Origin of the sequence: Phreatobacter sp., assembly GCF_027532945.1 — a bacterium.
Lineage (GTDB): Bacteria > Pseudomonadota > Alphaproteobacteria > Rhizobiales > Phreatobacteraceae > Phreatobacter.
On sequence record NZ_JAPZTZ010000014.1, the window covers coordinates 56,629 to 80,241 of the forward strand.

A 23,613-nucleotide genomic window follows, 5' to 3' on the forward strand; every position below is an offset into this window, starting at 1 on the left:
CAGAAGCCGGGCCTTTTCTCATTCGCGTCCGGGCCGCGGCTCGATCTGGCCGCGCCGCTGCAGCCACAGCGCCACGATCCAGCACAGCAGCGCCCAGGCGGCGCCGAGGCACCAGCCGGCCAGCACGTCGGTCGGCCAATGGACGCCGAGATAGACCCGGCTGATGCCGATGAGCACCGTCATGACCACCGCCACGCCGATGAAGAAGGCGTGGACGCGCCGCGGCGCCTCGATGCGCGTCAGCAGCGCGCCCAGCGTCAGATAGGCCACGGCCGAAATCATCGCGTGGCCCGAGGGGAAGCTCGCCGTGAGCTCGATCGGCGCACCGGGAATGAGATCGGGCCGCGGCCGGTCGAAGACAATCTTCAGCCCGTGGCTGAGCGCCGTTCCGCCGAGCACCGAGACCAGCACGAAGATGGCCGCTGCGCGCTTGCCGGCAAGCAGCAGGTAGATGACCGCGAAAGCCACCAGCATCGACAGCACGGCGAGGCCGCCAAGCGCGGTGATGTCGCGCATGATCCCCGGCAGCCATGAGGGCCCCGGCGCAAGGCCGGGATTGGCCGGATCGCGCATGAACAGCAGCAGCGCCCGGTCGAAGGCCTCGGTCTCCCCGTCGACGACGATGTCGGCGAGCCGGAGAAAGGCGAGCGTGCCGCCCGCGATCACCACCAGCGCCACCACAAGGCCGATCTCGTCACGCACCAGCCGGGCAAGGCGTCCGAGGGCGGAGGGCGTGGGAAGAGGGCGTGCCGACATGGGCCTTCAGGTGGCCGAGGCCGTCCGTCGCGTCAAGGCGCGAGGCCGACGGCGGACCTTGTGCCGCACGATGGCGCCAAAGGAACCGGCCGCCCGCCCTGACGTTGGCACCATCAGGCCGCGATGGTCCTCGCCGGCCGCCGACCCATCCACGGAGGAAGCCCATGAACCGCAGAACTCTGCTCACCGCGCTCGCCGCCGGCGTCGCCGCATCGGCCATGCCCTTTGCCTTCGCCGGCGAGGCGAACGCCCTGCCCGCCACGGCTCCCGCCGACCTGACGGGCATGCGCGCGGCCCTCCAGACCGCCCCGGCCGACCCGCAGGACATGCAGTGGCGCCGTCGTCGCTGGCGCCGCCGCTCCTGGGCTGGCCGCCCCTGGCGCCGCCGCCGCTGCTGGATCAACCGCCGCGGCTTCCGCGTCTGCCGTTGATGACGCAGACCATCCGGATGGCCGGTGACCCCGGCCATCCGGGACGATCTGAACGACAGGTGCGTTCCGCGTTTTCAGCAACTGCGACATACCGGCTCGCCCCACCCGCTTAACGAAGGTGCAAGCGTCGCACGTCATCATGCGGCGCATCGCCCGACACCTGGTCCCGGGTGATGGATGGCCGCGTGACCGAATATCTCCACCCGCGCACGATTGCCCTTGCCGTTGTCGTCGTCAGCATGACGGCGGGCCTGCTGCTGCTCATGTCGTCGCGGCGGAACAGCGAGGAGCCCAGCCTCTTCACCTGGGGCATCGCCAATGTGGTGGGCAGCGTCGGGGTCTTCATGCTGGCCCTGCGCAACATCGCGCCCGACACACTGTCCATCGTCATCGCCAACTTCTGCACCATCACCGCCTACATGCTGAACGTCGCGGGTGTGCTGCAATTCTGCCGCCGGCGGGTGCCCTGGGGCCTCATCGCCATGCTGCCGTTGATCTGGCTGGTCCTGTGCCAGATCCCCTCCTTCTACGGCAGCATCGAGGCGCGCCTGACCTACATTTCCGGCACCGTCATCATCGCCTCCTTCGCGGCGGCCGCGGTGCTGTGGCGCCTGCGCGACGAGCCGCTGCCGACGCGCATCCCGACTGTCATCTGGTACTGCCTGCACGGCTGCGTCTTCATCGTCCGCTTTGTCGTGCCGCTGCTGAACACCGCCCCGGCCCCGAGCGAACTCCAGGCCTCGCCCGTCGTCGTCATCATCATGGTCGAGGCCCTCGTCCACGTGACGATGATCTCGTTCCTCCTGCTGCTGCTGATCAAGGATCGCGCCGAGGGTCGCTATCGCCGCGCCGCCGAGACCGACGTGCTGACCGGCCAGCCGAACCGCCGCGCCTTCTTGGCGGAGGCTGAGAGGCTCGTCGCCGACGCGACGCGTTGGCCGGCCTGCATGCTCGTCATCGACGTCGACCGCTTCAAGAACATCAACGACACGGTGGGCCATGCCGGCGGCGATGCGGTGCTTGTGACGGTGGCGACGACGATCCGCTCGCACCTGCGCCCGACCGATACGTTCGGCCGGCTCGGCGGCGAGGAGTTCGGCGCGCTCCTGCCCAACACCACCCTCTCGACGGCCATGACCGTTGCCGAGGGTCTGCGCGCCCGCGTCGCCGCCCTCGACATCGCGGCCGGCGGCACCACCCTGCGGACGACGGTGAGCATCGGTGTATCGGTGGTCGCGAGCGGCAAGCCGGACCTCGACCATCTGATCGACCGGGCCGATGCCTGCCTCTACGAGGCCAAGCGCACCGGCCGCAACCGCGTGGTCGCGCGCGAGGACGGGATCAGGCTCGCGGGGTGAGGCGGGTCACGACTTGGGCACTCAGGAAACTGCGCGCACGATGGCGTCTATTATCTTTGCCAGCGTCTGGTTGCCACCCAGCAAGTCTGCGAGCTGTCGGACAGTAGTTTCATATTTGTGGATGAGTAGCGCCGCGCCATATCCAGCGCCGGCGATGCCCGCGGCGCCAACCGCTCGGTACGCGCCCTCTCGAATCCCCTTCCAAGCGACCGAAGTCTCTGTGGCAACCGGCTTGTAGGCTCGCCGAATAAGCTCCAACACAAGATTAACGGCGGAACGGATAGAAAAAATCCTTGCTCGCACGGCAGATGGGCTATTGCCTGTGGCGTCTGCTGCGACGCGCTCAAGCGCCTCAGTCGCGCTGGGAGCGACGACCTCCGGCCGCTCTTTAGCTGCGGATATCAGATCCGACACCGCAGCATTCGCAGGCGGACTGGCGATCCGAAGTTCGGGATCTCCCCTCATTAGATCAAGGGTGACCAAATGCGGTTCGTGAGCAGCGAACAGGTTCAGTTCGTCAAGCAAATCCTCCAGCGCCCCCTTCACCTCTTCAGGCAAGGGCGGAGTCTCTGGATCGGCTGAGGTTCTTGCTAGGCTGTCTGCCTCAAGGCGCCGCCGGAGACTATTCATCGCCGACCAGAAGGCTCGCAGCTTGAGTTCCGCTAGGCTGCCTCCAGCAGCGTCCATTAATCGCGTCGCATAACCCTTCAGTACAGCTAAGCGATTGCTGGAACCGCAATGAACCTGAAGGGTTCTCGCTTTGTCTTGGATCTGCTGGTGGCCAAGTCGCAGCTCGGCAGTGTCGACGAGAGTTTGGGGTGAAACTTCAACCACATCAATGGGGGCGTTTTCACCGCCGCCAAAAGCAAGAGCGGAATCAATTTGCGATGTAATAGAATCAATTGATATAGGTATTTCGAATTGCTTTGATTCCTCTTTTTCAAGAAAGTTGAGCAACTCAACATTGACTGCATCAGGGCCTTGCTCCCAAAACATTTCAGCAAGTGTAAGGCGAGCAAGTTCAAGTGAGTGGAACTGAGGTGGCTTACCCCTGAGCCGGTCCTCGTACCAATCGGTCCACACTCGCCAGTGGTGTCTCTCCCGAAGCAAGGCTTTCTTCAAGTCAAGCCAGCCTTCGGCTGCCCCGTCAGGAATTGGCTCCCGATTCCACAGAGGTTGGGCTGCTAGGACTTCTAGAGCTGTTCCTTGTTCGATTGCGGTTGCGTCAATCGATAAAGCAAGTCGAGCTGTGGCGCCGTAGAAGAGCGAGGATGCCGCGTTCAACGATGACCTTATTGATGCATTCGCGGCCCTTGACGCTGCAATACTTGCAAATCGAGAAGCGGGAGATTTGGCGCTCGCGTCGCGAACCGCGGCTAGAGCTGCGCATGAAGCCGCAGCACTCGCGGCAGCGTCCGCAACGGCACCGGCGCCAGAAACAGTTGCGTCTCCTGAGTGAACGGCAGACCTTGCAAGGATCCGAGCTGGGCGGGCAAGGAAATCAGCGGCATCTGCGTATGGCCCAAGCGCCGCGCCCGGATAGAGACAAGAGAGCCACGGCGCAGTAATGGCGCGGAAAACTGGCAGCACGACTGTGGCCGAGGGGTCCTTTACATTTTGATTTGCGAATACACCGGCCAGCGCGGGCAATACGCGCCATACCAGCCGCCCCGCCAAAAGGATTGCCTCATCGGGTGATCGGCCGTCGATCCACCTCGCAACATCCTCAGACCGAGTGAAATCAACCATGCGCTGTCCTATCGGCAGATAGAACAACGTAATTCGTCTTTCGATTCAAGTTCTAGTTGAATCAGACTATGCCCGCGAAACCCGCCCCTCCAGCGGATAGGCCGGATCCGTATAGCCCGGCGTCGAGGGATGCCCCGCCGGCACAAGCCGGTCCACCAGCGCCTCGTCGGCCCTCGTGAAGGCGTAACCCGGCGCGCCGAGATAGTCCTCGAACTGCTCCATGGTGCGCGGGCCGGCGATGGCCGCGGTGACGAAGGCATTGTTCAGCACCCAGGCGGTGGCGAACTGGCCCGGACTGATGCCGCGCTTCTCCGCATGAACCTTGAGCTTCTGGGCGATGACGAGGGATTCCTTGCGCCATTCCGTCTGCATCATGCGGCTGTCGGCGCGGCCGGCACGCGAGCCCTCCGGCGGCGGCGCCTTGGGGTCGTACTTGCCGGAGAGGATACCGCGGGCGAGCGGCGAATAGGGCACCACGCCGAGGCCGTAGAAGCCGCAGGCCGGCAGATGCTCGACCTCGGGCATGCGGTTCATGGCGTTGTAATAGGGCTGGCTGACGACCGGGCGGTCGATGCCCATGCGGTCGGCCAGGCTGCAGATCTCCGCAACGCGCCAGGAGCGGTGGTTGGAGACGCCGTAATGGCGGATCTTGCCTTGGGCGATGAGGTCGCCGAGCGCCCGCACGGTCTCCTCCAGCGGCGTCCCGTGGTCCTCCTTGTGGAGGTAGTAGATGTCGATGACATCGGTGCCGAGCCGCTTCAGCGAGGCCTCCACCGCCCGCATCATGTAGAGGCGCGACAGGCCGCGGTCGTTGGGGCCGGGGCCGGTGGGATTGGCGAGCTTGGTGGCCAGCACCCAGTGGGAGCGGTTCGCCTTGATCGCACGCCCCGTGATCTCCTCCGAGCGGCCCTCGGTATAGACATCCGCCGTATCGATGAAATTGACGCCGGCCTCGCGCGCCCGGTCGATGATGCGAACCGCGTCCTTCTCCTCCGTCGGACCGCCGAACATCATCGTGCCGAGGCAGATCGGCGAGACCTTGAGGCCAGAGCGGCCGAGATTGCGCGGGGTCATATCATTCCTCCCGGATGATCGTTGATCTGCAGTAGGCCGGGGCGCACAGCGCAAGGGAAGCCACGGGCGCGCATGGCCGGCCGCCGCTTTGCCGTTGCCTCACGCCGCCTGGGCGAGCGCGGCCTTGAGCAGCTTGGTCGCCTGGTCGGCGGTCATCGGCTCGCCGAAGGCAAAGCCCTGAGCATAGTCGCAGCCGAGCTGGAAGAGTTCGACGGCATCCGCGTCGCTCTCGGCGCCTTCGGCCACCACCTCCATCCCGAGGTCCTGGCCGAGCGAGATGATGGTCCGCAGGATAACGGGGCGCACGCCGCGCTGGTCGGCACGCACGAAGCTCTTGTCGATCTTGATCGTGTCGAAGGGGAAGCGCTGCAGGTAAGACAGCGAGGAATAGCCGGTGCCGAAATCGTCGAGCGACAGGCCGGCGCCGAGTTCGCGGATGCGCTGGAGCATCTGCGCGGCATATTCCGGGTTCTCCATGACGAGGCTCTCGGTGAGCTCGAGCTTCAGCGAGCCGCGGGCCACCGTCGAGCGCGACAGCACGCCCTTGATGTCCTGCAGGAGGTCGTGGCGCAGCAGCTGGCGGCTCGACACATTGACCGAGACGAAGAGCGGCGGGTCGAGCGCCATGAGCTGCTGCCACGAGGCGAGCTGCCGGGCCGAACGGTCCATGACGAAGAGGCCGAGCTCGACGATGAGGCCCGTCTCCTCGGCGATGGCGATGAACTCGCCCGGCGGCAGGCGGCCGAGGCGCGGATGGTCCCAGCGCACCAGCGCCTCGAAACCCGCGAGGGTGCGGTCGGCAAGGCGCACCACCGGCTGGTAGACGATGGCGATCTCGTTGCGCTCCAGCGCCCGCCTGAGGTCGCTTTCCAGCGCCAGCCGGTCGCTCTTTACCGCCCGCAGCGCCGGCTTGAACACCTCGATGCGATCGCCGCCGAGCCGCTTGGCGTGATAGGAGGCAAGCTCGGCATCCTTCAGCAGGTCGTCACGCTTGACCTGCGTCCCGTCGGCCAGCGCGATGCCGATGGAGCCGGTGAGGAAAATCTCGCGGTCGCCGAAGGCGATGGGCGCGCGCAGCGCCTTGCGGAGCGTCTCGGCAAAGCCGGTGATGCGCTCGGGTGTGCGTTCCGAGACGAGGATGATGGCGAACTGGTCTCCGGCGAGGCGGGCCAGCGTGTCCTGCGGCTTGATCAGGCGGGCAAGGCGCCGCGACACGCTGAGCAGGATGGAATCGCCCACCGACATGCCGACGGAATCGTTCACCTGCTTGAACCGGTCGATGTCGAGCACCATGACGGTCGGCCGGCGCCCATCCTCGGCGGCGAGGCTGGTCAGCGAGGCATCGAGGCGGTCGAGGAAGAGCTCGCGGTTCGGCAGGCCGGTGAGATTGTCGTGGACGGCATCATGGAGCAGCCGCTCCTCCGCCGCCTTGAACTCGGTGATGTCGGCGAGCGTACCGACGAGGCGCACCACCTCGCCGTCAGACCCGACGACGGGCCGGGCGCGCAGCACCATCCAGATGAAATGACCGTCCGCCGCGCGCAGGCGGAACTCTTCGACCAGCCGGCCGCGGCGATGTTCGACCACCGTGTCGAGGGTCGAGCGGATGCGATCGCGATCGGCGGGATGCAGCGCCTCGACGAAGCGGGTGGCGACGCCCTCGAGCGTGCCGCGCTTCAGGCCGAGCTGCGGCTCGAGCTCCGGCCCGACCCAGATGCGGTTGGTGCCGACGTCCCAGTCGAAGATGACATCGCCCGCCCCGGTCAGCGCCAGCGCCTTGCGTTCGGTATCGGAGACGAGGCCGCGCGGCACGCCCGCGCCGGAGAAGGCGTGCTGCATCACCGTGAAGCCGATGAGCATAACCAGCAGCACCAGCGCGCCGAGCATGGCGGGGGCGGCGATCTCGTTGTTGAGGCGGCCGGATACCATCAGAAGCGCCGCGCCCGACCAGACCATGAACAGGACCCAGGTCGGCAACAGGTTGATGGCGCGGTCGTAACGCAGCACCGAGAGATAGACGAGGATCACCGTGCCGAGGATGGTCACCGCGCCGATGCCGAGGCGGGCGATGCCGGCGGCAATCGACGGGTCGAACCAGGCAACCGTGAGCATGCCGCCGGCGAAGGCCAGCCAGACCGCCATGAGCACGGTGTAGCGCACGTGCCAGCGGTTGAGGTCGAGATAGGCGAAGAGGAAGATCATCAACGTCGCCGAGAGGATCGCCTCCGCCACGGCGCGCCAGAAGGCGACGACCTCCGGCGCCAGTTCCATCACCCGCGTCCAGAAGCCGAAGTCGAGCGCCAGCGTGCCGAGAACCGCCCAGGCGAGGAGCGCGGCGGCCGGGAACATCAGCGAGCCCTTCACCACGAAGAGGATGGTGAGGAACAGGGCGAGCAGGCCGGCAATGCCGAGGATGATGCCGCGGTAGAGGGTGAAGGAGTTCTCGCGGTCCTTGAAGGCGTCCGGCTGCCACAGTGTGATCTGCGGAATGCGCGGATCATGCAGCTCGGCGACGAAGGTGACGGTGGTGCCGGGGTCGAGCGTGATGAGGAACACGTCCTGGTCGACGGCGGTCTGCCGCTCCGGCCGGAAGCCCTGGCTGGGGGTGAGCGAGACGAGGCGCTGCGCGCCGAGGTCCGGACGCAACAGGCCTGAGCGGATCAGCCGGTAATGCGGCACGACGACAAGGCGATCGACCTGCTCGTCCGTGGCGTTGGAGAGGGTGAAGACGCCCCAGACCGAACTCGAATCGGTGCGGGTCTGGCGCACCTCCATGCGGCGGACGATGCCGTCGCTGCCGGGGGCGGTCGGCACGGAGACGCGGTCGCCCTCGCCCTGCACGAAGGTCAGGGCGCGACCGAGATTGATGGCCGGCGAGGTGGCCGTCACCGCCACGGCATCGACGCCCTGCGCCAGCGCCGGCGCAACGGCCGGGCCGAGCGCGAGGATCACCAGCGCCAGCAGTCGGGGGAGAAGGGAAAACGTCGTCCGCACGAGCATCCGTCGAGGCTTGGCCGTGAGCGCTGGTTCTGCAACAGGCGGCACGCCATGAGCCCCGTGTGTGGCGCCATTGCGGCGCTCGTTCGTACGCAACGTTCGAGACTTAGACTCGCGGGGTGGTAACCGGCAAGGGCATGGCGGCGAATTCGCCTCTCAATCCAGCGATTTCGCATGAATCTCGAAGGCTTGCGGACGGATCGCGGTCCCGGCGCCGGGGCGCTCCGGACGCATCACGTCACCGTTGGTCACGGTAACCGGCTCCTCGAAGCAGGTGCGGATCCACGGGATGTATTCGAAGGAGGTGGTCGCCGGGTGCCAGAAGGACAGATGGACATGGACCTGGCCCATGTCCCCGGCATGGGCGACGACCGGCAGCCGCGCGGCATGGGCGGCCTCCGCGACGCGGATATACTCGGTGATGCCCGCGAGCCTTGCGACGTCCGGCTGGACATAGTGCATGGCGCCGCGGCGAATGAAGTCGAAGAAGGCCTCCGCCGTATAGAGCTGCTCGCCGAGCGCCACCGGCACGCCGCCCTCGGCGCAAAGGCGCACATGGCCCTCCACGTCGTCGTACCAGAGCGGCTCCTCGAACCAGAGGAGGTCGAGGTCCCGGGCCGCGCGGGTGAAGCGCAGGCAGGTCGGCAGGTCCCAGCGGCCATTGGCATCGGTGGCGATGGTGACGCGGTCGCCGACCGCGCGGCGCACAGCGGTGAGCCGGGCGATATCGCGGCCGATATCCGCGGAGCCGACCTTCACCTTGATGCCGCGGAAGCCCTCCTCCTCCACCGCGCGGCGGGCGCCGGCGACGAGATCCTCGTCGGAGAGCGACAGCCAGCCGATATCGGTGTTGTAGGCGGTGAGTTGCTCTGAGGTCGCCCCGCCGAGCAGCTTCCAGAGCGGCAGGCCGGCGGCCTGCGCCTTCAGGTCCCACAGCGCCACGTCGACGGCGCCAAGGGCCAGATGGGCGATGCCGGCGCGGCCGATCCATTGCAGCGGAGGGTGGCGGGCTACCTTCTGCCACAACCGCGTCACGTCGCGCTCATCCTCGCCAATGAGGAGGTCGGTGAGGGAGGTGGCGATGCAGCGGGCAATCAGCCGATCCCCGGCAATGTCCGCATGGGTGCCGGTGAAACCGGTGCCGACAAGCCCCTCGCGGGTGTGGATGCGGCAGCCGACCACGCCCCAGTGGGAGAGGGTGTGGGTCGAATCGGAGATCGAGGAGCCCGTCACCGGCACGTGCAGGATGAAGGGCTCGATACGGCTGATGGTCATGGGGCGCCCCGCCAAAGGTCGGGCGGAGTGTGGGCGCGCCTGCGGATGCGCTCAAGGCAGCCGGAGGGGGAGCCTGCCCCAAACGAAAAAGGCGGGCATCGCTGCCCGCCTTGTGCATTCGATCAAGACCTCGATCAGGCCTGCGGCTGCGGCTCCAGCCCGTCATCATTGGCCGGGCGGCGGCCCTTGCCGGCGGTCGGCACCGCGGAGTGGCGCACCTGGCCCTTGTCGGGCTCGCTGTCGCGCACCGGCGGCTTGCCGGCGAGCAGGTCCTTGATCTCGTCGCCGGACAGCGTCTCGTATTCGAGCAGCGCCTCGGCGAGCATGATGAACTGCTCGCGGTTCTCGGTGAGGATCCGCATGGCCTCGGCATAGCCCTCCTGGACCAGGCGCTTCACCTCGGCGTCGATCTTCTGCGCAGTGGATTCGGAAACGTTCTGCTGCCTGCCCATCGACATGCCCAGGAAGACCTCCTCCTGGTTGTCGCCATAGGCCACCATGCCGAGTTCCTCGGAGAAGCCCATCCGGGTCACCATGGCGCGCGCCATCTTGGTGGCCTGGTCGATATCACCGACGGCGCCGGAGGTGACGTTCTCCTTGCCGAAGGTGATCTCCTCCGCCACGCGGCCGCCCATGGCGACGGCAAGGTGCGAGGTGTACTCCTTGTACTTCATCGAGTAGCGGTCGCCCTCGGGCAGGAACTTCACCATGCCCAGCGCACGGCCGCGCGGGATGATCGTTGCCTTGTGCACCGGCATGCCGGCGGGCACCTTCAGGCCGACGATGGCATGGCCGGCCTCGTGATAGGCGGTCAGCTTCTTCTCTTCCTCGCTCATGGCCATGGAGCGGCGCTCGGCGCCCATCATGACCTTGTCCTTGGCGTCCTCGAGGTCGCTCATCGTGACCATGCGCTTGCCGCGGCGGGCGGCGAGCAGGGCGGCCTCGTTGACGAGGTTCATGAGGTCGGCGCCGGAGAAGCCGGGCGTGCCGCGGGCGATGATCTTCAGGTCGACGTCGGGCGCCAGCGGCACCTTGCGGGCATGGACCTTGAGGATCTTCTCGCGGCCGTTCACATCCGGGTTCGGCACGACGATCTGGCGGTCGAAGCGGCCCGGGCGCAGCAGCGCCGGGTCGAGCACGTCCGGACGGTTGGTCGCGGCGATGATGATGATGCCCTCATTGGGCTCGAAGCCGTCCATCTCGACGAGCAGCTGGTTCAGCGTCTGCTCGCGCTCGTCATTACCGCCGCCGAGGCCGGCGCCGCGATGACGGCCGACCGCGTCGATTTCATCGATGAAGATGATGCACGGCGCGTTCTTCTTGGCCTGCTCGAACATGTCGCGGACGCGGGAGGCGCCGACGCCGACGAACATCTCGACGAAGTCCGAGCCCGAGATGGTGAAGAAGGGCACGTTGGCCTCGCCCGCGACCGCCTTGGCGGTGAGGGTCTTGCCCGTACCGGGCGGGCCGACGAGCAGCACGCCGCGCGGGATGCGGCCGCCGAGCCGCTGGAACTTCTGCGGGTCCCGCAGGAACTCGACGATCTCCTGCAGGTCCTGCTTGGCCTCGTCGATGCCGGCGACGTCATCGAAGGTGACGCGGCCATGGGCCTCGGTGAGGAGCTTCGCCTTGGACTTGCCGAAGCCCATGGCCTTGCCGCCGGCGCCCTGGATCTGGCGCGACATGAAGATCCACAGGCCGATCAGCAGGAGAACCGGGAACCACTGCGCGAGGAGCGCCACGAACCACGGCACCTGCTCGCCCGGCGCGCGGGCCTGGACCTGCACGCCCTTGTCGACGAGGCGCTGGGTGAGGCCCGGGAAGGGCGGCGCATAGGTCTGGAAGGTGCGGCCATCGGTGAAGTGGCCGGTCAGCTCGGGGCCCTGGATGGTCACGTCACGGACGCGACCGCCATCGGCCTCGGTGAGGAATTGCGAGAAGGGCAGGTCGGACGACCCGGTCCGCTGCTGCGGGCTCTGGAACAGCGTGAACAGGGCCAGGAGCAGGAGGACGATGATCACCCACAGGGCCAGGTTGCGGAAATTGGAGTTCATCGCGTGTCCATCCCCAGGGTCTCACCGCGGACGCGGCGCCGAAGCGGCGCGCTATCCGTGCTCATGCCCGATGCGTCATGCGGCATTACCCGTACCTGCTCAATGTAGGAGCCCGCCGGGGACTTGCCAAGGAGCAGCCGTTCAACCGTTCACGCGTTTGGGACCCAAACCCGAGAGGCGGTCAACCGTTCCCTACCATCATTTACGGGGAGAGCGGCGCGCCGGCTCACGTGCCACGATGACGCGCCCCTGCGGCGAGACCGAAACCAGCGCCCCCTGGAGGTTGCGGCGCAGCGCCTCGCCGCCGGCAATTGCCATCAGCACCTCGCCGGTGAGCGCCTCCAGCGCTTCGAGCCTCGCATCGACCTCCGGGTCGCCGAGGGTGGCGATGGTATCGGCCAGCAGGCGCAGCACGTCGACGAAGGGCGCCTCCAGCCAGGCCAGCCCGTCATAGGCCTGCGCGCCCTGCGTGCCCGCCGGCTGCATCGTCGCCTCGGCGAGCCGGGCGGCATGGTGGGCGCCGGCGGCATCGAGCATCTGCATGCGACCTGCGAGAATGGCGAGCCTTTCGGCGTCGAGCCCCTCCCCTGCGAGGTCGCGGAAGAGGCGGCGGATGCGGACGCGGGTGAATCGCGGGTCGTCGTTCGAGGGGTCGTGCACGGGCGTGAGACCGGCGGCGCGCGCCGTTGCGGCCAGCCGCGCCTTCGGCACGAAGAGGAAGGGACGCAGCAGCGCAAGTCCGTCGCGCTCGGCTGTTGCCGCCATGCCCTTGAGGCCGAGCGGACCGGAGCCGCGCACCAGACGCATCAGCACCGTCTCGGCCTGGTCCTCGCGGTGATGGGCGAGGACGATCCCCGTCGCGCCCTTCGCGCGGGCATGGGTCACGAGCAGGCGGTGGCGGGCGTCCCGCGCCGCCTCCTGCAGGCCGGTCGCAGGCTTGTCACCGTCCCAGGCAAGCACGGCCGCGGGCAGGCCGAGGCGGCCGGCCGTTTTCACCACCATGGCGCATTCGCCCGCCGCTTCCGGCCTCAGGCCATGGTCGACGCTCGCGACGTGAAGGACAGGGCCCTCACCGACAAGCGCGCGCCAGCGGGCGGCAGCGACCATCAGGCCGAGCGAATCGGGGCCACCGGACACCGCAAGGACAAGGGCGGGGTGGCCGTGGAAGGATGACAGGAGGTCTTGGATCTCGTCGTCGTCGAGCGGGGCCTCGGCCACCGGCTCAGCAGCTGGCACGGCGCTGCTCGCTCACCACCGCCGTCTTCGTCGCGGGGGCGGCATTCGGGAACTTGCGATTGAACTCGGCATAGGCGGCGCAGGCGGCCTCGCGCTCGCCGAGGGCGTTCAGCGACTGGCCAAGGCGCAGAAGGCTCGACGGGGCGCGGCTGGCGCGGGGAAAGTCGGTCGAGACCTTGAGGAACTGTTCGGCCGCCTCGCGATACTGGCGGCGCTGGTACATGGTCTCACCAAGCTGATGCGTGGCATCGCCAACGAGCCGGTCGCGTGGGTGGTTCTGCAGGAAGGCGCGCAGGGTGATTTCCGCCTGCTCGTAGTCGCGGCGCGAGATGAAGGCGACAGCGGCGTTGTACTCATCACGCGGCGAGGACGCGATAATCGGCTGGGTGCCGGTGCTACCGGTGGAGGCCACCGCACCAGGGATGGCGGACCGCGGCTCGGCCGGGGCGAGCGAGGGATCGGCCGCAGCCCGTCCGGCGAGCTGGCCGAGATCGAGCGGCTGGGCACCGCCGGCGCCACCGGCAGCCGCGCTGCGCGGCGGCGCGGCATTGGAGCCGGGGGGCAGAGTGCCGAGGTCGCGCGGCGCGCCGGGAGCGGCCTGCTGCTCGGACGGGTCGAAGACGTCCGATCGCCGCTGCGGCGGCTGCCCCTGTTGCTGCTGTTGCTGCGGCGGCTGGCCAGCCGGCTGCTGCGTCTGCGGCCGGCGCGCCCCACCGCGGGCATTCTCAAGCTCGTTGAGGCGGAACTCGATATCGGCCTGCATGCGGCGCTGCTGGTCCTCCATCTGGCGGACCCGGAACTGCGACTGTTCCAGCTGGCCATTGAGCGAGCGCACCAGCGCCTCAAGGCGCTGGATGCGGTCCATCAGATCGGCGGCGCTCTGCGCACGGGCCGGGGCGACCGCGAGCCAGAGTACGAGGAGGGCGGAGCCGCCCACCATCGCCGCGATGTCGAACCGGAACCAGGCCCTCGCCACCCGTCCCATCATCATTGTCATCCCTTCAGCCCGAGCAGCGGAAATTCACGCGGGGAATTGGGCGAGATTTCGGCCCATTTCAAGCGAAAACGGCGCCCGGTGGGTCCGGGCGCCGTTGTCTGATGCCGTATGCGGACGGATCAGGAGCCGGCGCCGCCAGAGAGCACGGTGACCGTGCGGCGGTTCTGCGACCAGCAGGAGATGTCGTTACAGACCGCGACCGGGCGCTCCTTGCCGTAGGAGATGGTGCGCATGCGGGCCGAGGACACGCCGCGGGCGGCGAGATAGTCGCGCACCGTCTGGGCGCGGCGGGCGCCGAGGGCAATGTTGTACTCGCGGGTGCCGCGCTCGTCCGCATGGCCCTCGACGGTGAAGGAATAGCGGTTGTACTGGTTCAGCCAGACAGACTGCTTGTCGAGCGTGGCGCGGGCCTGGGGGGTCAGCTCAGAGGAATCGGTCTCGAAGAAGACGCGGTCGCCGACATTGACGACGAAGTCCTGGGCGCTGCCCGGGGTCGCCGCACCGGCGCCGGCACCAGCCTGGTTGGTGGGGTTTTGGGCGCAGGCGCCGAGCACCAGCCCGAACGCCATGATGGCAGCAAACTTCAGATTGCGGCCCAGAGCCATGGTCAGCATGATGGTCTCCTTGACCTGAAAATGTGACGGCACCTCTAACAGGAGGTCGGTTAATCGAACCTTCCGCGGAAGAGCCGATCCGGGCCCGTCGCCTTCACCAGCGCCGGTCCGATGCGTCACATCCAGGTGGTTATCGTCCTGAATGATCTGTTCTTTTTGCGATCGCCCGGACGGTGAGGCGTTAAAACCTCGCTGCCCGGCCAATCGCCGGAATGGTCAACCATTGGTTAATGGAAGCCCGGAATTCGTCGTGTCGGCGCGTGACGCACTGCGACACCACCCCCGCATCGCGGCGGAGCGTGACGAGACTGTGGCAAGCAGGTGGCCGTGGGGAGAAGCAAGCCACCTGCGAAGCCCTTCATGGCGACTGTTGCGCAAATGTCACGTTGGCCGGCGACCCCAGGGGGTGACCCACAGCGCGAGGACCGAGCCGGCGCCGTAAATCGCCATGGCGAAGCCGACCAGGGCGAACATGGCCCAGGGCTGCTGGTCGGTGGCAACCAGGGCCCATCCCCCGAGCGCGATGACGACGAGCCGCGCCGTGCCGGCGAGAACCGGACCGATCACCCTCCCCGCACCCTGCGCCGCAAAATAGAGGCAGAGGCCGAGGCCGAAGAAGCCGAAGCAGGGACCGGCCCAGGTCAGATAGGACGCGGTGGCGGCGATGACGGCGGGATCGCGCGTGAACAGGCCCGCCCAGGCTTCGGGAAAGAACCAGCCGGCGATCCCCACCGCACCGGTGACGAGGAAGGCCATGGCCCCGCCCGTCCAGGCGGCGCGGCGGGCGCGGGCGGCGTTCCCCGCGCCGATCGCCATGCCCACCATCGGCACCAGCGACACACCGATGGCGAAGGTGACGGGGATGAGCAGGAACTCGAGCCGCGAGCCGATGCCATAACCGGCAAGCGCCGCATCGCCGAAGCGCGCGACGAGGCGCGTGAGGATCAACACGGTCAGCACCGATTGCAGCGAGGAGACCATGGCGATGGTGCCGACCTTCAGGATATCGGCAGCATGGTCCCAGCGCGGCCGGACGCCGACCAGCGGCAGGACGAACCGGCCGCGCCCCGAGCGCAGCCAGGCCAGAAGGGCGAAGGCGCCGAGGCCATAGGCAATGACCTGACCGGCCGCGACACCGGCCATGCCGAAGCGCGGGATCGGCCCGACGCCGAGGCCGAGGCCGCCGCCGATCACCACCTGCAGGCCGGCGACCGCCAGCAGGATCACGGATGGCACAACCATGTTGCCCATGCCGCGCACGACCGAGGCGAGGAGGTTGCACAGCCAGATGGCGAGCGCCCCGACGAAGACGACGTTGGAATAGGTCAGGGCCTCTGCCAGCGCCGCACCGCGGCCGCCGAGGAGAGCATAGAGCGCCGGGCCGACGCCGACGAAGAGCAGGCTCATGCCGATCCCGCCCCCGAGTGCGATCAGCACGGTGTGGAAGGCGAGCGAGCGGGCCCGCTCGATGTCGCCGGCGCCGAGCGCCCGGCTGACCGCGGACGACACGCCGCCGCCCATGGCCCCCGCCGACATCATCTGCTGCAGCATCACCACCGGAAAGACCAGCGCCATGCCGGCGAGCGAGGCCGTGCCGAGCAGCCCGACATAGGCGGTCTCGGCGATGGCCACGGCGGCGGTGGCCACCATCGCCATGAGGTTCGGCGTCGACAGCTTGAGGATCGTCGGCAGGATTGGCGCGGAGAGGATCGGATTGGCGCGCGGCGCGGCAGGGGCGGAGACAGCGGGGGCGGTCATGATGTCGAGCTCCGCGGCGCAGATCGGGCTGGAATGTCGGGTGTCATGGCTCGGCAGCCGGAACGGTGCCGAGCCGGGCGAGTGTGTCATCGAGGTGCAAGACGAGGGCGGTGCTCGCCTCCTCCCCAAGCGCGGCACGAACCTCGGCCTGCGCGGCTTCCCAGCCCTTGCGGGCGCTCTTCAGCAGGGCGCGGCCAGGCTCCGTCAGGGCGAGGCGGCGGGTGCGCCGGTCGGCGGGGTCGGGGGTCAGCGTCAGCAGGCCGCGCCGTTCCAGCGGACGGAGGGCGCGCGTCAGGGTCGTCGGATCCATCACCATCCTGTCGGCGAGCTGGCCGATGGACGGCGCGTCACCCGCCCGCACCTGCGCCATCACCCCGAACTGGCTGATGGTGAGGCCATGCGGCTCCAGGTGGCGATCATAGATCTGCGAGACCCGCCGCGTCGTCCGCCTCAGGCGCGCGCAGATGCAGGGGAAGGCGGTTGCCGGACCAACGATCATGGTCTCATCATTAGCTGCATATACAGCTTATGCCATCGCGATGACGCGGAGCTGACCTGCGTCTTCCCCTTGATCGGGAGCGGGTGCGCGCCCTACCCTCTGGCCCGGCGCTCTCACAAGGTCCCGCCATGCGACACCTTCCGCGCCTCGTCCTTGTCCTCGCCGGGCTCCTCCTCGCCCCGGCCCTTGCCCTCGCCGATCCGCGCGGCTGCCCGCACAGCGCCGATGTGATGACGGCCTCCGACTATCTGCTCGTCGACCCGCAGAACGCCCATCGCTTCTGGCGCGACCGCCAGGGCACTGAGGCCGCCTATCTGCTGATCCGCTATGGCGAACTGCCGCCCGCCGCGGCCCTCGCCCTCACCGAGCGCCTCGCGGCGCGCCAGCGCCCGCCCGAGCGGATCGAAGAGTTGAGGCTCGTGGTCGCATCGCCCGATCGCCGCCTCGCGGCGCTCGCGAGCCCGGACGCTGCACAGGCAGCGCTGGCCCGTACGCCATCCGTGCAGCGGGCGCTGATCCTCGATGGCGAATGGCCCCGCGTCTTCGCCGATCTCGCCGGCCGCGCGACGGCACCGGGAGGCGCCATGGCGGAGATCGCCTTGGGGCGCGCCCTCGTCGACCTTGACGATGGCGAGAAGCTTCGGCTGGCGACGCTGGCCGAGGCGAGTGGTCTTTGGCAGCTCGCGGGCACTCTCCTCGCCACACGGGCTGATCTCTCGCCCTGGCTCGCGAGCCTCAGGCGGTCGCCCCTGGCCCCGACTGGCGAAGCCGACCTCGCAGCACGGTTCGCGCCGATCTGGTCAGGACAGCTCCTGCCCGGCCGTGCTCAACCACAACGGGCGGCCCTGCCGCCGGAGCTCGCCGCAGCGGTCGACCGCCTCGGCGCCAACCGACCGGCAGGCGCCGCCGACATGGACCGCGTGCTCGCCCTCGGCTTCATCGCCCCCTCGACGCTCCTGCTGGCAACCGCTGCAAACCAGAGCGGCGATCCACGGCTCGGCAGCGAGGTCGCCGCCCCGCTCCTCGCCGCGATCCGCTCCGGACGACAATCGGCGGCCGACGTCGACGGACTGAGGACAGCGATCCTCGAGCGCAGCGTCGCCGTCCTCGGCCTCGACCGGGCTCGTACGCTCTTTGGCGGGGTGAGCCGGCAACCGGACCTGTGGGCATCGGGATCGGCGCTGGAGACTCTGGAGCGATCGGTGGCGCGGCGCGCTCTCCTCGCCTTCGCCCGCGGCGAGGGACCGGCGCCGGCGCGCCCGCCCCTCCTGTCGCCGAGTTTTGACTGGGCGGGCTGGCGCAACGCGGCGGAAGCGATCCGCGCGGGCCAGCCGGCCTTCGACAGCTATCGTGGCATCGAGGCGGAACTGCTTCACGCCATGGGTCGGCACGGCCGGGCGCTGCGGCTGTTGCGGGAGCTTGGACCGGGCGACGAGAACCGCCAGCGCGCCTATGGCATGCTCGTCACGCTGGACCACATGTGTGGCGGCCTGCTCAGTCCCCATCCCTGGCTGGGGACGCCGCTGTTCACCTTCCCGCCGCGGCCGCGCTGACGGTCAGCGCAGCGTCGGGCTCCAGGCCGGATCCGAGGCGAAGCTCGGCGTCGGCACGACATTCTCCGAGCGGGCGAAAATATCCGCCTGGAATAGCTTGGGGCCGGCCCCCTGCTCGCGGAAGAACATGACGAACAATCCGTTCGGCGAGAAGGTCGGACCCTCGTTGTGGAAGCCCGAGGTGATGATGCGCTCGCCTGTGCCGTCCGGCCTGATGACGCCGATGGCGAACTGGCCGCCACCCTGGCGGGTGAAGGCGATGAAGTCGCCGCGCGGCGACCAGACCGGCGTGGAGTAACGGCCCTCGCCGAAGGAGATGCGGTTCGCCGCGCCGCCGCCGGCGCTCATCACATAGAGCTGCTGGCCGCCGCCGCGATCGCTCTCGAAGACGATCTGGCGGCCGTCCGGCGAATAGGAGGGCGAGGTATCGATGGCCGACCCGTCGGTGAGCCGCACCGCCGCGCGCGAGCGCAGGTCGAGCGCATAGAGCGAGGCGCCACCGCCCTGCTGCAGCGACAGCACGATGCGCTGGCCATCCGGCGAGAAGCGCGGCGAGAAGGTCATGCCGGGGAAGTTGCCGACCTGCTCACGCTGGCCGTTCTCGATGTTGAGCAGGTAGACCCGGGGCTCGCCGCCCGTATAGGCCATGTAGGTGATGTCCTGGCTCGACGGCGAGAAGCGCGGGGTGAGCACGAGGTCGCCGCCACGGGTGAGGTAGCGCACATTGGCGCCGTCCTGGTCCATGATGGCGAGGCGCTTCTGGCGACGATCCTTCGGGCCGGTCTCGTCGACAAAGACGATGCGGGTGTCGAAATGGCCTTTCTCGCCGGTCACCCGCTCGAAGATCTGGTCCGAGACGAGATGGGCGATGCGCCGCCAGTTCTGCTCCTGGGTGGCGAACTGCTGGCCGTGGAGCTGGTTGCCCTGGGCAACGTCCCAGAGGCGGAACTCGACGCGCGAACGCCCGTCGGGGCCGCGGCCGGCGCGCCCGGTGACGATGCCGGCAGCGCCGAGCTGGCGGAACTGCGCGAAATTCGGCGGCGCGTCCGGATCGAGCGTCGCATTGCCATAGGCCTGGCGGTCGATGATGCGGAAGAAGCCGGAGCGGCGCAGGTTGTTCTCGATGACGCCCGACATGTTGCGGCCGAGATCGCCGTCGCCGCCGAGGTTCGGCACGACGATCGGGAAGGGCTGCACCTGGCCGCGGCGGATGTCGATGACCGGCGGAGCGCCCTGGGCCATGGACCAGGGCGAGAACAGGGTCGTGCCGGCGATGGTGGAACCGGCGGACAGGATGGTGCGGCGGGTGAGGTGCAGGGTCATGGCGGGTCTCTTCGGGCTTTCAGATGGCGCTGCACGCGGCTCGCGTCGAGGGTGTGACAGGGGCCGGGCGCCGGTCCGTCAGCGCATCATTTCCTTGGGGTCGAAGTTGAGGACGACTTCGCGCCAGGTGTCGTAGCGCTCGGGCGGGAGGCGGACGCCACCCTCCTGCGAGCACCGCATCACCGCGCGAACGGCGGAATTGGCGAGGATCTGGAAGGCCGGATCGCCCCGCGGGTTCTGGATCTCCGGACGGGCGGACACGGTGCCGTCGCGGTTGAAGGACACGCGCAGGCGCACCGCCGGGCTGTTGCCCTCGCGCGCCGCGATCGGGACTTCCCAGCAGCGTTCGGCCCAGGCGCGGATCGCGTCGATCTCGCGGCCGGTGATGCGCGCGGCAGCCCCCGTCGCCGTGCCGAGCGAGGCGGTGCGGGCCGGAGCGGTGGCGCCCGTCGCCTCCGTACGGGAGGCCTGGCGGCGGTCGTTCTCCTGCGTCGAGCTCGACGCGAGGCGGGCTGCGATGGAATTGGGATCGAAGCGGCGGGCATCGGCCTGTTCCTGGCGCTGCCGTTCGGCGCGCTCGCGGGCCTCGCGCTGCTGGCGTTCGCGCTGTTCGCGGGCCTGGCGCTCGCGCTGTTCGCGCTCCTGCCGCTCACGGGCCTCTCGCTGCTCGCGTTCCTGGCGTTCTCGGGCCTCGCGCTGCTGGCGCTCGCGGATCTCCTGCTGGCGGCGCGCCTCGGCCTGGCGCTGCTGCTCCTGCTGGCGGCGCTCCTCCTCGCGCTTCTGCTGGGCGAGGAGCTCGGCCTCCTTGGCGGCCTGGTCCTCGCGCTCCTGCGCGGCGGCGGCGGCCGGTGTCGGCCGCGGCGCGGGCTGCGGCACCGGCACGGGAGGCGGCGGCGGGGCGGCCTGCGCCTGGCGAACGGGCGGCGTCGGCTCCGGCGGACGCGGATCGGCCTGCGCGGGGCGCGGCGGCGGTGGGGGCGGAACGTCGGTGGTCTGCACCCGCTCGCGGGCGACCGGCAGCGTCGCCGGGTCCTGGGTCTGGCGCTCTTCCGGAGCCTGCCGATCGACGACGCGCTGCGGCGTCGGCGTCTGCTCGCCGCGGCGGTCGCCGCGGGTGGACTGGGCCGGCTCGTCCGAGACGATCTCGACCGGCACGCTTTCGCCCTCGTCGACCTTGGTGGGCGACGTCAGAAAGCCCACGAGCCCGGCGACGACGAGCAGAACGTGCCCGCCGACCGAGATCCCGTAGCCGACCTTCTGGGGGTGAAGCGCCAATCCGGTCTCCTCAGCGCGACGCACGCTCGGTGGCGACCAGCGCCACCTTGGTGAAGCCGCCGCCCTTGAGCTGCGACAGCACGTCCATGATCGCCTGATAATTGGCGGCGGCATCGCCGCGCACGAAGATGCGCTCCTCGGCGCCGTTGGTCGCCGTGGCGCGCACGCGCTCGACAAGGGCAGCGGCCTCGACCTTGGTGTCGCCGACATAGATCTCGCCGTTCTGGCGGACCGAGACGGTGATCGGCGGTTTGTCCTGCTGGATGGCGCGGGCCGAGGCCTGCGGCAGGTCGATGGGCACCGACACCGTCATCAGCGGCGCGGCGACCATGAAGATGATGAGGAGGACCAGCATCACGTCCACGAAGGGCGTGATGTTGATCTCGTTCATGACGTGCGAACGGCGCTTGCGGCGTCCACCGCCGCGACCGCCCCCGCCTCCTGCGAGTGAAGCACCCATGATCGATGCTCCTTACGCTGCGCGCTGGTCGTAGCCGCCGGCCTGCTGGTCGATCTGGCGCGACAGGATGGCGGAGAATTCGTCGGCGAAGCCTTCGAGACGGCTGGCGATCTTGTTCACCTCGCCGGCGAGCTTGTTGTAGGCGATGGTCGCGGGAATGGCGGCAACGAGGCCGATGGCGGTGGCGAAGAGCGCCTCGGCAATGCCGGGGGCGACGACGGCGAGAGAGGTGTTCTTCGACACGGCGATGGCCTGGAACGAGGTCATGATGCCCCATACCGTGCCGAAGAGGCCGATGAAGGGGCCCGCCGATGCGACGGTGGCCAGCATCATCAGGCGGGACTCGAGCCGCTCGACCTCGCGCTGGATGGTGACGTTCATGACGCGGTCGAGGCGCTGCTGCAGGCCGGCAAAGGAGCGCGAGGAGGTCTCATGGCTGCGCTTCCATTCGCGCATGGCGGCAACGAAAAGCGCGGCCATGGCGGTCGTCGGCCGCTGGGCGAGCGAGCGATAGAGCTCCTCGAGGCTCTGGCCGGACCAGAAGACCTGCTCGAACCGGTCCATCTGCGTCTTGGTGCGGCGATAGACGATGATCTTCTCGACGATGATCGCCCAGACCCAGATCGAGGCGACGACGAGGCCGAGCATCACGCCCTTGACGACCCAATGGGCGGCCCAGAACAGGCCCCAGAGCGAAACGTCATGGGCGACGGCCGCGGCTGCATCGGCGGGGTTCATGGCAATATCCTTCTCGCGACGGGTCCGGCTTGGTGGTCGCGCGAACGCTCCCCGCCCTGATCGACACAACGTTCCAGCGGTTTAAGGCGTGAAATTCGCCCGCTGATGACGCCTTTGAGGGCGAAATGGCCCTCGAATGTGTCTTGACCGTGGCGCGGACCGTGCTTCCGCGTGGAGACCTACCAAGCCATCGGTAAGGTTAAGGTCAGGTTATCTTCTGCACTGCAACAGGATGGCGGGCGGGCGTGGCGGAACAAGGGCCGGGGGGGCGTCGTACCCCCAGGCACGACAGGCTGCTGACAGGTTCCGCGATCAGCCTGTCCGATAATCACACAAAAGGACAGGGAGACGACGCCGTTATGGGAAAACTGCGGGTAAACAGCTTCGCCATTTCGATCGACGGCTTCGGGGCGGGGCCGGACCAGAGCCTCCAAAGCCCTCTCGGCTTAGGTGGCCAGCACCTGCATGACTGGTTTTTCCCCACACGCACGTTCCAGGCGATGATTGGCAAGGACGGCGGAACGACCGGGCCAGACGACGCCTTTGCCGCGCGCGGCATGGACAATGTCGGCGCGTGGATATTGGGCCGCAACATGTTCGCCCCCTTCCGCGGCCCATGGCCCGATGATTCATGGAAAGGATGGTGGGGAGACAATCCTCCCTATCACGTGCCGACCTTCGTTCTCACCCACCACGCCCGGCCCCCCTTGGAGATGGAGGGTGGAACCACGTTCCACTTCGTGACGGGCGCCGAAGAGGCCCTGCGGCGGGCCAAGGCTGCGGCGGGCGCCAGGGATGTTCGCATTGGCGGCGGTGCGGCAACGATCCGTCAATACCTGCAGGCCGGGTTGATCGACGAGATGCACCTGGTCCTCTCGCCCATCCTGCTGGGAAGAGGCGAGGTCCTGCTGCACGGTATCGATCTCGCTGAACTCGGCTATCGCTGCATCGATCATGTGGCAACGGAGCGCGCGACCCATGTCGTGATCGCGAAATGACGCGCGGCCGGCTGGTGGCATGATCCCACGGGGTCGATACCTCGGCGCGCCGCTTCATTCTAACGCCGAAAAGAACACCCGCTTCGCCGTCGCCTCCATCTCAGCAATCGTCGCCCCATCCAGCCCCAGCGCCTCCGGCAGCAACGCCGCCGCCTTCGCCACCGCCTCGTGCTGGGTCCAGGGCCAGTCGCTGCCCCACATCAGCCGCTCCGCGCCATAGGCCTCGACGATCCGGCCGGCGAGGCCGCGGATGTCGGGATGGCGCACCCGATTGCGCGCCAACAGCTTCATGTGGATGCGCGGGTCCGCAGCCCAGCCGGTGACGAGCGCGGCATCATCCGGACCCGGCCGGCCGAAATGGTCGAGGGCAATGGGCCCAACAACGCCACGGAAATGGCGCGGCACGGCAGCGAGGTCGGGGTGGTCGGCATTCGCCCTATCCGTCTCTGCCAATCCAAAGGCAGCGCG

Annotated in this window: 20 protein-coding genes; 4 read left to right on the forward strand and 16 right to left on the reverse strand. The window is 68.4% G+C overall.

Going from position 1 to position 23,613, the window contains the following annotated elements:
* Window positions 1-18: 18 nt before the first annotated feature.
* Window positions 19-756: a phosphatase PAP2 family protein gene (locus tag O9344_RS10790; protein ID WP_298476484.1), complete on the reverse strand. Its 738-nt coding sequence runs from the start codon at window positions 754-756 to the stop codon at window positions 19-21.
* Between the two features lie 164 nt (window positions 757-920).
* On the opposite strand from O9344_RS10790, the gene O9344_RS10795 reads away from it, so the two are divergent.
* Both O9344_RS10795 and O9344_RS10800 read left to right on the forward strand, forming a co-directional pair.
* Window positions 921-1,187 carry a hypothetical protein gene (locus tag O9344_RS10795; RefSeq protein WP_298476485.1) on the forward strand — a complete coding sequence of 89 codons (267 nt, stop codon included), beginning with the start codon at window positions 921-923 and terminating at the stop codon, window positions 1,185-1,187.
* 185 nt (window positions 1,188-1,372) lie between these two features.
* Complete coding sequence (locus O9344_RS10800; protein ID WP_298476486.1) at window positions 1,373-2,545, forward strand: GGDEF domain-containing protein; 1,173 nt, start codon at window positions 1,373-1,375, stop codon at window positions 2,543-2,545.
* 21 nt (window positions 2,546-2,566) lie between these two features.
* On the opposite strand, the gene O9344_RS10805 is transcribed toward O9344_RS10800, so the two are convergent.
* The 10 genes from O9344_RS10805 to O9344_RS10850 all read right to left on the reverse strand — a co-directional run bounded on the left by O9344_RS10805 (window position 2,567) and on the right by O9344_RS10850 (window position 16,798).
* Window positions 2,567-4,294, reverse strand: coding sequence for a hypothetical protein (locus O9344_RS10805; RefSeq protein WP_298476487.1), 1,728 nt, complete (start codon window positions 4,292-4,294; stop codon window positions 2,567-2,569).
* Between the two features lie 66 nt (window positions 4,295-4,360).
* Window positions 4,361-5,368, reverse strand: coding sequence for an aldo/keto reductase (locus O9344_RS10810; RefSeq protein ID WP_298476488.1), 1,008 nt, complete (start codon window positions 5,366-5,368; stop codon window positions 4,361-4,363).
* A 99-nt stretch (window positions 5,369-5,467) separates the two neighbouring features.
* Window positions 5,468-8,368, reverse strand: coding sequence for an EAL domain-containing protein (locus tag O9344_RS10815; protein ID WP_298476490.1), 2,901 nt, complete (start codon window positions 8,366-8,368; stop codon window positions 5,468-5,470).
* Between the two features lie 153 nt (window positions 8,369-8,521).
* Entirely contained in the window at window positions 8,522-9,640 is a 1,119-nt protein-coding gene (locus O9344_RS10820; RefSeq protein ID WP_298476492.1) for a mandelate racemase/muconate lactonizing enzyme family protein, read from the reverse strand.
* Window positions 9,641-9,774: 134 nt separating this feature from the next.
* Window positions 9,775-11,694: an ATP-dependent zinc metalloprotease FtsH gene (gene ftsH, locus O9344_RS10825; protein WP_298476494.1), complete on the reverse strand. Its 1,920-nt coding sequence runs from the start codon at window positions 11,692-11,694 to the stop codon at window positions 9,775-9,777.
* A 198-nt stretch (window positions 11,695-11,892) separates the two neighbouring features.
* Window positions 11,893-12,930: a tRNA lysidine(34) synthetase TilS gene (gene tilS / locus O9344_RS10830; RefSeq protein ID WP_298476496.1), complete on the reverse strand. Its 1,038-nt coding sequence runs from the start codon at window positions 12,928-12,930 to the stop codon at window positions 11,893-11,895.
* Window positions 12,917-13,918, reverse strand: a complete 1,002-nt coding sequence (gene ybgF / locus O9344_RS10835) for a tol-pal system protein YbgF (protein WP_298476498.1) — start codon at window positions 13,916-13,918, stop codon at window positions 12,917-12,919. The genes tilS and ybgF overlap by 14 nt, the downstream gene beginning before the upstream one ends.
* Window positions 13,919-14,046: 128 nt before the next feature.
* A complete protein-coding gene (gene pal, locus O9344_RS10840; RefSeq protein ID WP_298476500.1) occupies window positions 14,047-14,541 on the reverse strand; it encodes a peptidoglycan-associated lipoprotein Pal in 495 nt (164 codons plus the stop codon).
* A 381-nt stretch (window positions 14,542-14,922) separates the two neighbouring features.
* On the reverse strand, window positions 14,923-16,299 hold the full coding sequence (locus O9344_RS10845) for an MATE family efflux transporter (RefSeq protein WP_298476503.1): 1,377 nt from the start codon (window positions 16,297-16,299) through the stop codon (window positions 14,923-14,925).
* A 43-nt stretch (window positions 16,300-16,342) separates the two neighbouring features.
* Window positions 16,343-16,798: a MarR family winged helix-turn-helix transcriptional regulator gene (locus O9344_RS10850; RefSeq protein ID WP_298476505.1), complete on the reverse strand. Its 456-nt coding sequence runs from the start codon at window positions 16,796-16,798 to the stop codon at window positions 16,343-16,345.
* Between the two features lie 128 nt (window positions 16,799-16,926).
* On the opposite strand from O9344_RS10850, the gene O9344_RS10855 reads away from it, so the two are divergent.
* Window positions 16,927-18,351 (forward strand): hypothetical protein, encoded by a 1,425-nt coding sequence (locus O9344_RS10855; RefSeq protein ID WP_298476507.1) that lies wholly within the window; start codon window positions 16,927-16,929, stop codon window positions 18,349-18,351.
* A 3-nt stretch (window positions 18,352-18,354) separates the two neighbouring features.
* Here O9344_RS10855 and tolB read toward each other — a convergent pair whose 3' ends face one another.
* The 4 genes from tolB to tolQ form a co-directional block, all read right to left on the reverse strand.
* Window positions 18,355-19,674, reverse strand: a complete 1,320-nt coding sequence (tolB, locus tag O9344_RS10860) for a Tol-Pal system beta propeller repeat protein TolB (protein WP_298476509.1) — start codon at window positions 19,672-19,674, stop codon at window positions 18,355-18,357.
* Between the two features lie 78 nt (window positions 19,675-19,752).
* The gene (gene tolA, locus O9344_RS10865; RefSeq protein WP_298476513.1) at window positions 19,753-20,949 is read right to left on the reverse strand and encodes a cell envelope integrity protein TolA; all 1,197 of its coding nucleotides are present in this window, start codon (window positions 20,947-20,949) and stop codon (window positions 19,753-19,755) included.
* Between the two features lie 10 nt (window positions 20,950-20,959).
* Window positions 20,960-21,409 (reverse strand): protein TolR, encoded by a 450-nt coding sequence (gene tolR, locus O9344_RS10870; protein ID WP_298476516.1) that lies wholly within the window; start codon window positions 21,407-21,409, stop codon window positions 20,960-20,962.
* Between the two features lie 12 nt (window positions 21,410-21,421).
* Window positions 21,422-22,147 carry a protein TolQ gene (gene tolQ, locus O9344_RS10875; RefSeq protein WP_298476519.1) on the reverse strand — a complete coding sequence of 242 codons (726 nt, stop codon included), beginning with the start codon at window positions 22,145-22,147 and terminating at the stop codon, window positions 21,422-21,424.
* A gap of 359 nt (window positions 22,148-22,506) precedes the next feature.
* On the opposite strand from tolQ, the gene O9344_RS10880 reads away from it, so the two are divergent.
* A complete protein-coding gene (locus tag O9344_RS10880; RefSeq protein WP_298476521.1) occupies window positions 22,507-23,145 on the forward strand; it encodes a dihydrofolate reductase family protein in 639 nt (212 codons plus the stop codon).
* A gap of 54 nt (window positions 23,146-23,199) precedes the next feature.
* Here O9344_RS10880 and O9344_RS10885 read toward each other — a convergent pair whose 3' ends face one another.
* A complete protein-coding gene (locus O9344_RS10885) occupies window positions 23,200-23,598 on the reverse strand; it encodes an amidohydrolase family protein (RefSeq protein ID WP_298476524.1) in 399 nt (132 codons plus the stop codon).
* Window positions 23,599-23,613: the final 15 nt, after the last annotated feature.

Excerpts from the sequence above, each read along its gene's own strand:
- ybgF (WP_298476498.1), bottom strand. The coding sequence starts at position 13,918 with ATGATGGGACGGGTGGCGAGGGCCTGGTTCCGGTTCGACATCGCGGCG.
- O9344_RS10790 (WP_298476484.1), bottom strand. The coding sequence starts at position 756 with ATGTCGGCACGCCCTCTTCCCACGCCCTCCGCCCTCGGACGCCTTGCC.
- O9344_RS10805 (WP_298476487.1), bottom strand. The coding sequence starts at position 4,294 with ATGGTTGATTTCACTCGGTCTGAGGATGTTGCGAGGTGGATCGACGGC.
- tolB (WP_298476509.1), bottom strand. The coding sequence starts at position 19,674 with ATGACCCTGCACCTCACCCGCCGCACCATCCTGTCCGCCGGTTCCACC.
- O9344_RS10855 (WP_298476507.1), top strand. The coding sequence starts at position 16,927 with ATGCGACACCTTCCGCGCCTCGTCCTTGTCCTCGCCGGGCTCCTCCTC.
- O9344_RS10815 (WP_298476490.1), bottom strand. The coding sequence starts at position 8,368 with ATGCTCGTGCGGACGACGTTTTCCCTTCTCCCCCGACTGCTGGCGCTG.
- O9344_RS10880 (WP_298476521.1), top strand. The coding sequence starts at position 22,507 with ATGGGAAAACTGCGGGTAAACAGCTTCGCCATTTCGATCGACGGCTTC.
- ftsH (WP_298476494.1), bottom strand. The coding sequence starts at position 11,694 with ATGAACTCCAATTTCCGCAACCTGGCCCTGTGGGTGATCATCGTCCTC.
- O9344_RS10810 (WP_298476488.1), bottom strand. The coding sequence starts at position 5,368 with ATGACCCCGCGCAATCTCGGCCGCTCTGGCCTCAAGGTCTCGCCGATC.
- O9344_RS10820 (WP_298476492.1), bottom strand. The coding sequence starts at position 9,640 with ATGACCATCAGCCGTATCGAGCCCTTCATCCTGCACGTGCCGGTGACG.
- O9344_RS10850 (WP_298476505.1), bottom strand. The coding sequence starts at position 16,798 with ATGATCGTTGGTCCGGCAACCGCCTTCCCCTGCATCTGCGCGCGCCTG.
- O9344_RS10795 (WP_298476485.1), top strand. The coding sequence starts at position 921 with ATGAACCGCAGAACTCTGCTCACCGCGCTCGCCGCCGGCGTCGCCGCA.
- pal (WP_298476500.1), bottom strand. The coding sequence starts at position 14,541 with ATGCTGACCATGGCTCTGGGCCGCAATCTGAAGTTTGCTGCCATCATG.
- tolQ (WP_298476519.1), bottom strand. The coding sequence starts at position 22,147 with ATGAACCCCGCCGATGCAGCCGCGGCCGTCGCCCATGACGTTTCGCTC.
- tolR (WP_298476516.1), bottom strand. The coding sequence starts at position 21,409 with ATGGGTGCTTCACTCGCAGGAGGCGGGGGCGGTCGCGGCGGTGGACGC.
- O9344_RS10845 (WP_298476503.1), bottom strand. The coding sequence starts at position 16,299 with ATGACCGCCCCCGCTGTCTCCGCCCCTGCCGCGCCGCGCGCCAATCCG.